8 protein-coding genes are annotated in these 7,529 nt (G+C 59.2%); 3 read left to right on the top strand and 5 right to left on the bottom strand.

Annotation, left to right across the window (positions count from 1 at the left end; translation table 11 throughout):
* Window positions 1-1,150: winged helix-turn-helix domain-containing tetratricopeptide repeat protein (locus VFL62_RS07480; RefSeq protein WP_325171732.1), on the bottom strand; the 1,150-nt coding region annotated here is incomplete at its 3' end.
* Window positions 1,151-1,666: 516 nt separating this feature from the next.
* Between VFL62_RS07480 and VFL62_RS07475 the strand changes: the two genes are divergently transcribed.
* Window positions 1,667-2,644 (top strand): tripartite tricarboxylate transporter substrate binding protein, encoded by a 978-nt coding sequence (locus tag VFL62_RS07475; protein ID WP_325171731.1) that lies wholly within the window; start codon window positions 1,667-1,669, stop codon window positions 2,642-2,644.
* 116 nt (window positions 2,645-2,760) lie between these two features.
* Here VFL62_RS07475 and VFL62_RS07470 read toward each other — a convergent pair whose 3' ends face one another.
* Together VFL62_RS07470 and VFL62_RS07465 are read right to left on the bottom strand one after the other, a co-directional pair.
* The gene (locus VFL62_RS07470) at window positions 2,761-3,054 is read right to left on the bottom strand and encodes a hypothetical protein (RefSeq protein WP_325171730.1); all 294 of its coding nucleotides are present in this window, start codon (window positions 3,052-3,054) and stop codon (window positions 2,761-2,763) included.
* 74 nt (window positions 3,055-3,128) lie between these two features.
* Window positions 3,129-3,722, bottom strand: a complete 594-nt coding sequence (locus tag VFL62_RS07465; RefSeq protein ID WP_325171729.1) for a hypothetical protein — start codon at window positions 3,720-3,722, stop codon at window positions 3,129-3,131.
* Between the two features lie 258 nt (window positions 3,723-3,980).
* On the opposite strand from VFL62_RS07465, the gene VFL62_RS26895 reads away from it, so the two are divergent.
* Together VFL62_RS26895 and VFL62_RS26890 are read left to right on the top strand one after the other, a co-directional pair.
* On the top strand, window positions 3,981-4,220 hold the full coding sequence (locus tag VFL62_RS26895) for a DUF4272 domain-containing protein (RefSeq protein WP_414644641.1): 240 nt from the start codon (window positions 3,981-3,983) through the stop codon (window positions 4,218-4,220).
* Window positions 4,192-4,680, top strand: a complete 489-nt coding sequence (locus VFL62_RS26890; RefSeq protein ID WP_414644639.1) for a DUF4272 domain-containing protein — start codon at window positions 4,192-4,194, stop codon at window positions 4,678-4,680. The genes VFL62_RS26895 and VFL62_RS26890 overlap by 29 nt, the downstream gene beginning before the upstream one ends.
* Window positions 4,681-4,903: 223 nt before the next feature.
* Here VFL62_RS26890 and VFL62_RS07455 read toward each other — a convergent pair whose 3' ends face one another.
* Entirely contained in the window at window positions 4,904-6,430 is a 1,527-nt protein-coding gene (locus tag VFL62_RS07455; RefSeq protein ID WP_325171727.1) for an altronate dehydratase family protein, read from the bottom strand.
* Window positions 6,431-6,566: 136 nt separating this feature from the next.
* Complete coding sequence (locus VFL62_RS07450) at window positions 6,567-7,343, bottom strand: HpcH/HpaI aldolase family protein (protein ID WP_325171726.1); 777 nt, start codon at window positions 7,341-7,343, stop codon at window positions 6,567-6,569.
* Window positions 7,344-7,529: the final 186 nt, after the last annotated feature.

The raw sequence follows: 7,529 nt of genomic DNA, 5'->3' as shown, positions 1-7,529 counted from the left end.
AACCGGTGGCGTACCAGGCCTGCGCCATGTTTGGATTGAGCACGCGCGCTTGATCTAGGATCGGAACCGCACCGTCAAGGTCACCGAGTATACGGGCCCTCGCATATCCCGCACTCGACAAGGCGACCGCGTCATCCTTGCCAAACTCTATGGCACGCGATGCAAACTCAGCCGCTTTCGCGGCCTCTTGATCGCGGCTGTTAGCCCATCCGTTGATCCTGCGAAGCGCGTAGCACATTGCCGCCATCCCGTAGGCGGCGGCAAACCGAGCATCGGCCTTGATTGCGACGGAAAAGAACTCCAGGGCTTCAGCGACGGCGCGCTCGGTGTATTGGTGAAAGCTTGCCCTGCCGCGCAAGTAATAGTCATAGGCGTCAAGGCTGTCGGTGTTCTTAAGTCTGGTGCGCTCAATTTCGGCTTGTTCAATCTTGGGAGCGATTGCGCCGACAACCGCCGTCGTGATCCGATCCTGTAGTTCGAAAATGTCCTCGAGTTCGCCCTCAAAACGATCCGCCCAGAGATGCACTCCGGACGTCGCATTGATGAGTTGTCCGGTTATCCGTACGCGCTTGGCATACTTGCGCACGCTTCCCTCGAGAACATAACGCACGCCGAGATCCGCACCGATCTGGCGTATATCGGAAGTTCTTCCCTTGTAGGTAAAGCTGGAATTCCGCGCAATCACGAACAATCCAAGAAAACGCGACAGTGCCGTTGTGATGTCTTCGACGATGCCGTCGGCGAAATACTCCTGCTGCGGATCGCCGCTCATGTTCTCGAACGGCAACACGGCGATCGAAGGTTTGTCTGGAACGCTAAGGGGTCTAATCGGCGTTTGACCGGCGTATTCAGACTTCTTTTCTGCTTCAGAAAGTTGGGCCGGCAGCGCAGACGCGTGATGGGCTGGCTGCTCCCTGACATCTCCGACAAACCGGATGCCCTTGCGCGCCAGAGTTTTGATCAGGCACTGATCATCCCCGGAGTCACCGATCGCGGTCCGCGCCTCGTTGAGACGGGTTGTCAGCGCCGAATCGGAGACAACCCGGCCCTGCCAAACTGCGTCAATCAGTTCATCCTTACTGATCACCTTATCCCGGTGACGGACGAGAAATTCGAGAAGATCGAAGGCCTTGGGCGCGAGGGGTACCAACGCGGTACCCCGCCTCAGCTCTCGACGGTCAGCATCTAGGGAGCAATCTGCAAACAAATACACCACGGCGGATTCCCGAATTGTGCCACCGCGCCATACGGCCATGCTGGGACAAACGTGCCGAAAAAGAAAGCTCTTAGTGACCAAAATGTTGGGTTTCCGGAATGCGCCTTACCCAAGGCGATGGCATCTTCCGGTTCGCGATTGACAGTCGCCTCAGATCGCTTCAGGAGGTTTGATATGGCCACTAATCTCGCCGGATATGTTGCGTCGGCCTTGGTCCTTACAACTTTCATCACCAACGATATGCGACTTCTACGAACTGTAGGCATTTTCAGCAACTTGGCATTTATCACCTATGGGGCAATGGGTGGTCTTGTGCCTGTGCTAGCGCTTCACCTTCTTCTGCTGCCGGTGAATATTCTGCGGCTACTGCAGTTAAGGGTGCCGCGCCAGAGGGCACCGTTCGCACCTGCGATGGCATTGCCGTCCAAACCCTGAATATTGGAGCCGGCCATGACAGTTCGGCGACGGGACGTTCTTCAATTCATCGGTGCAACGACGGCCGCAGCTCTCTTCGCTGATCAGGGCCGCGCACAAGCCTATCCAACGCGGCCCGTCCGCTGGGTCGTCGGTTACCCTGCCGGAGGCGCGTCGGACATTTTTGCTCGCACTATGGGACAATGGTTGTCAGAGCAACTGGGACAGCCATTTGTCATCGAAAACCGGTCGGGCGCCAGCGGCAATATCGCCACGGAAGCGGTCGCGAGAGCCTCTCCCGATGGCTACACACTCCTTCTCGTCAATGCGGGTAACGCTATCAACGCCACGCTATACAAACACCTCAATTTCGCGTTCCCCGGTGATTTCACCGCTGTTGGGAGCATCGTTCGCGTGCCACTTATCATGCTGGTCAACCCATTGACGCCAGTCCGCTCGATTCCCGAATTCATTGCCTATGCCAAAGAGCATCGCGGCACGTTAAACATGGCGTCTGCCGGCAATGGCACTCCGCAGCACCTCGCCGGCGAGCTCTTCAAAATGATGACCAAAACCGAGATGACCCATGTTCCGTATCGGGGTTCGGCGCCGGCCCTCACTGATTTGCTGAGCGGACAAGTGCACGTCGCGTTTGATACCACCGCTGCTGCGATGGAGCAGGTCAAGGCGGGCAAATTGCGGGCGTTGGCAATCACCACTAAGGCTCGCTCACCAGCGTTGCCCGATATCCCCGCGATAACGGACTATGTTCCCGGATATGAGGCAAGCGGTTGGTACGGTGTAAGTGCTCCGCGGGGAACACCTGGTGCGATCGTGGAGAGGCTAAATCGCCTAATTAACGCCGGCTTGGCGGATGGCAGAATAGCTGACCGCTTTTTAGAACTGGGCGCCACGCCGTTCTCAGTGTCAGCGAGCGAATTCGAGATTTTTGTCAGGGATGAAATCGCGAAGTGGGCTAAAGTCATCGAGTACGCCGGCACCAGAGCAGAGTGATGTTTTGGACCACAAGCGGGAGGCGAGCGCGGACCTAGCCTGCAACGGACTTCGTGAGACCGGGTGCGCATAGCTGCTAACGCAGCCCTAAAAAAACATGGTCTCACAAGCCGGGATTACTGGCTCGGGCCGAGCATCTCGTCCAACCGGTCGGGCCAATCCGGCTGCCCTAACCCCGACCACACGAGACCATCCCGCCAATCCGTCATCAGCGCCTGAACGCGAGGAATACGCTGCACGTCGCCCTTGAGGAGAATCAGCGCAGCCGCTTGCAGCCGCTCTGGGTCCTGGCGCGAAGCGCCGTGATCGTCCGAAACGGTTCGTAGAAAAGCGATGACTTCCTCTGTCGCCTGAGGAAAATCGCGACGAACGCGCGCCACGAGACGTGGACTGATGCCAGAATTGACCACTCGCGCACCCCGTCAGAATGTCGGTCGGTGGGCATCGACGGAGCGCTGTACGAGATCACTCCTCATCTCGATCCTTATTGAAAACGTTGAAACTCCAGGTGCGGCGTGAAGTCGCCGCCTTTCGGATCACGTATTGGTGCCACCGAGAACTTCAATGTAGTTGAGGTGAGCTCCTCTATTTTGAGATTCCGGGTCACGCCCATGAATTGCGGATAGGTGTCTTGCTGAACGACAAATTTCAACGTCTTGTTGGCCAAGTCCAAGGTGTAGGTGCCATACGAGCACCTTACTGGACCAACCGGGTCGGTTGGAACGGTTTCGGATTTAGGCCTGTCCCCGCCGAAAACCTGCAAGCTGATAAAACCGCCTGCGCTAACCTGCAGCAGACCTTGCGGCTTATCTCCCCAAGTATTTCGAAGACGTCCATCCTCGAACTTGTCGTAAATCGCCGTTAATTTCCAATCACCGATCGGGGATGGCTGACTTTCTTGTTGAGCACTCGCGGCCACGCTATCCCCGCAGGCCAGCATCAATGCTGTCAGCAACTGCAATACTCGCATCATCTTATAACTGAAACTCATTGCAATTTTCTCCTCGCGCACGCGCGCAAGTGACGACGCACGCTGCCCGGTTAAAGTCATTAATGCACGCAGGTGAGCCCCCGTCATTCGGGAGGCCTGCGGGCGGTCAATCACGAAACGGTAATTCTAACGGTCGACCGTGACAAGTCCGCTTCGGGTCCATTTCTCGACCGGGCCAAGCCAGTAGCAGCAAAGTCGCAAGATGGGCTAGACGCGGAAAGGAACGATCCTACACGATTGATCTTCGCGCGCATGAAGGCAAAATGCTGAATCGCGACAAGCACTCGCCGCGCGAATTCGGGGCCGCCGAAGGGTGTTCGATCTTGTCGCCGCCGAACAGGCTTCATGATATTGTACGTTGGAAAAGCGTGGAGGATCGGCGCAGTGGTGTCGGCGGAGAATGGAGGCATCTCAGCGGAAGCTATCGAGCGAAAGCACAGATCAGAAGCGATCCTGCGGGCGGAGGGCGTACCTTTCATTTCCCATTTGCCCGTTATCGAGACGACGGCTGAGGCGGTGAAACGATCGAAGGAAGAGGTCGCGTTGCGCACTCTTTGTGTACCTCTGGTTGGGCTCAGGCCTTGACGGGGAAATCGTAGCGCGGGTTCTGGAATCATACGGACTCCGGTCGCATCTCACGCCCAAAGAACTCCCCTTCGTGCTCGACAGTTCCCCCTCGCAGCACGACCGCGTTCAATTCTCGTGGAGGCACGAAGCCGCCTGGGCGTTGCTTTGGGCCTTGGGCTTCGTGGCCCAACTCGGCAAGCCAGCTCAGATGTGCGACGTGGACTTCCTGGGAAACACGGTAGCCGGAAGGACAAGGTCTCAGTTCATCGACGATGCCGAACTTCGTCCGATCGCCGACATTCTTGATCAGGCCGATCTGATTCACAGATACCACTGGGCTGTCAGAAACGCGCAAATTGAGGGACAGCAAATACCCGCGGGCCTCCACCCTGGCGTAACGGATGAAAGACATCACGCCTTGAACTGGCTAATCGGATCCCGCGGACAGGCGTGGGATGATGTCTCGACGGACACCTGATACTTCATTGAGCGAAGTGTCTGCTGGCGCCCAACGCCGCGATTGTCCCCGCGCACGAGAGATCCATGATCGGTTCACTGTTGTGAGCGAGATGGTTCTGTCATCGCGAGGAGCGTAAGCTCGAAACGATCCAGTATCTTTGCGTGAACTGGATTGCTTCGCTAACGTCGCAACGACGGCAACACACATCCCGGGCTACGGCGGCTCGTTGACTTGTCGGCGCCTACATCGTCGCACCTAACACCCAGGGCGCGAATTCGGCGCCGCCGAAATCGAAACTCTCGCTCTTGGTCGGCTGGCCGGAGGCGGTCTTGAGCATGAGATCGAAGATGCGCTGGCCGCACTCCTGCACCGTCTCCTCGCCATCGAGGATGGTGCCGCAATTGACGTCCATGTCGTCTTCCATGCGCCTGAACATCGGCGTGTTGGTCGCAAGCTTGATCGATGGCGCCGGCTTGCAGCCGAACACGCTGCCGCGCCCGGTGGTGAAGCAGACGAGATTGGCGCCGCCGGCGACCTGTCCCGTGGCCGCGACCGGGTCGTAGCCGGGCGTGTCCATAAAGACGAAGCCCTTCTTGGTGACGGGCTCGGCGTAATGGAGAACGTCGACGAGGTTGGTGCTGCCGGCCTTGGCCATCGCGCCGAGCGACTTCTCCAGGATCGTGGTGAGGCCGCCGGCCTTGTTGCCGGGGCTTGGGTTCGCGTTCATCTCGGCGCCTTCACGCACGGTGTATTCCTCCCACCAGCGCATCAGGCCGACGAGCTTCTCGCCGACCTCGCGGCTGACCGCGCGGCGCGTCAGCAGGTGCTCGGCACCATAGGTCTCCGGCGTCTCCGACAGGATGACCGTGCCGCCGTGGCGCACCAGGAGATCGCTCGCCGCGCCGAGCGCCGGATTGGCCGAGACCCCGGAATAGCCGTCAGAGCCGCCGCATTGCAGCGCTACCGTCAACTCGCTTGCGGGGACCGGTTCACGCTTCACTTTATTGGCGTCGGCCAGCGCTTCGCGCACGAAGGCGACGCCGGCCTCCACCGTCTTGCGCGTGCCGCCGGTCTGCTGGATTTCGAGTTCGCGCAAACGCCCGGCGAGCTTCTGCTCGGCCATCAGACCGCCGATCTGGTTGACCTCGCAGCCGAGCCCCAAAACCACGACGGCGGCGAAATTGGCATGCCGCGCGTAACCGCCGAGCGTCCGGCGCAGCAGCGCCAGCGGCTCGCCCTCGGTCATGCCGCAGCCGGTCTTGTGGGTGAGCGCGACCACGCCGTCGACATTGGGAAAATCCGCGAGCGGATTGTCGCTGGTGAACGGATTCTTCCGGAACACGTCGGCGACAAGGCCCGCTACATGCGCGCTGCAATTCACCGAGGTGAGGATGCCGATGTAGTTGCGGGTCGCGACGCGCCCGTCGGGACGGCGAATGCCGTCGAAGGTCGCCGGCAAATCGAAGTTGGGCGCGGGCTTCACGTCGACGCCGAACGCATAATCCTTGGCGAAGTCGCCCATGCCGCAGTTCTGCGTGTGCACGTGGCTCCCCGGCGCAATCGGCGCCGTCGCAAAGCCGATGATCTGGCCGTAACGCCGGACTGGCTCGCCGACCGCAAGGGGTCGGATCGCCACCTTGTGGCCGGCCGGAATGCGCTCGCGCGTCGTCACACCGTCAGCCACAACAAGCCCGGGCGGCAGGCTCGATCTCGCGATCAGCACGCCATCATCGGGATGCAGGCGAATGACGGGTGCCGGGGTCGTCATGGTAGTCTCCTTTTAAAACGAGCGAATTGAACCGCGAATAGCGAGTGGCGAATAGCGAATGGAAAAAACTGCTCGCTACACCTTATTCGCTATTCGCTCTTAGGCCATTCGCTACTCCCTATTCGCCCTTCGCTTCTTACGCCTTGCCGCCGGAATCCTTGCGGGTCTGGGCAATCTGCATCCGCGCATAGGTCGCCATCAGGCCGACCTCGTTGAACAGGGTTACGAGCTTGAAGCCCATGTTGATCGCGCGCAGCGCGCCGTCGGCGCCCGAGCAATGGATGCCGGGATGCAGGCCGCGCTTATCGCATTCCTTGACGATCTTCTCGTAGATCTTGAGAATCTCCGGCTCCTCGCGATCGAGCTTCGGCACCAGGCCATAGGAAAAGCCGAGATCGGACGGGCCGATATAGACGCCATTGATGCCTTCGACGTCGAGGATGGCTTCCATGTTGCCGATCGCAGTGCGGGTTTCCATCATCGGCAGCAGAACGATGTCGTCGTTGGCGGTCTTCTGATAGCTGCCGGCCGTGCCATAGAGGCCGGCGCGGATCGGGCCGTTCGAGCGCGTGCCCATTGGCGGATACTTGCTGTAGGCGACGAGGTTCTTCGCCTCTTCCGGCGTATTGATCATCGGGCAGATCACGCCATAGGCCCCGCCATCCAGCACCTTGCCGATGATGCCGGGCTCACTCCAGGGCACGCGCACCATCGGCGTCACCGGATGGCCATTCATGGCCTGGAAACACTGGATCATCGACTGGTAGTCCTGCACGCCATGCTGCATATCGACGGTGACGCTGTCGAAGCCGCATTGCGCGATCACCTCGGCCGAGAAACCGGAAGGGATCGCAAGCCAGGAGTTGATCACCACCTTGCCCGAGGCCCAAATTTCCTTGACCTTGTTTGCCATCGTTCTTTCCTTACGTTGCAATCTGTTCCGGCCTCGCGAACGAAGGCTCGCGGCCTGTCATATCCGAAAACCGCTTGTAGCGCCTGATAGCGTTCTTGGCTCGGCAAAATCGCGCATTACTGGTGCGACGAATTTGAAGTTCCTATCAGTATCGCGGCACGTTCATAATAGGAACTTCAAATTCAA

This window comes from Bradyrhizobium sp. (assembly GCF_035701725.1).
GTDB lineage: Bacteria > Pseudomonadota > Alphaproteobacteria > Rhizobiales > Xanthobacteraceae > Bradyrhizobium.
Note: the sequence above shows the minus strand (reverse complement) of the source record. Positions and strands in the feature narration are given on the sequence as shown.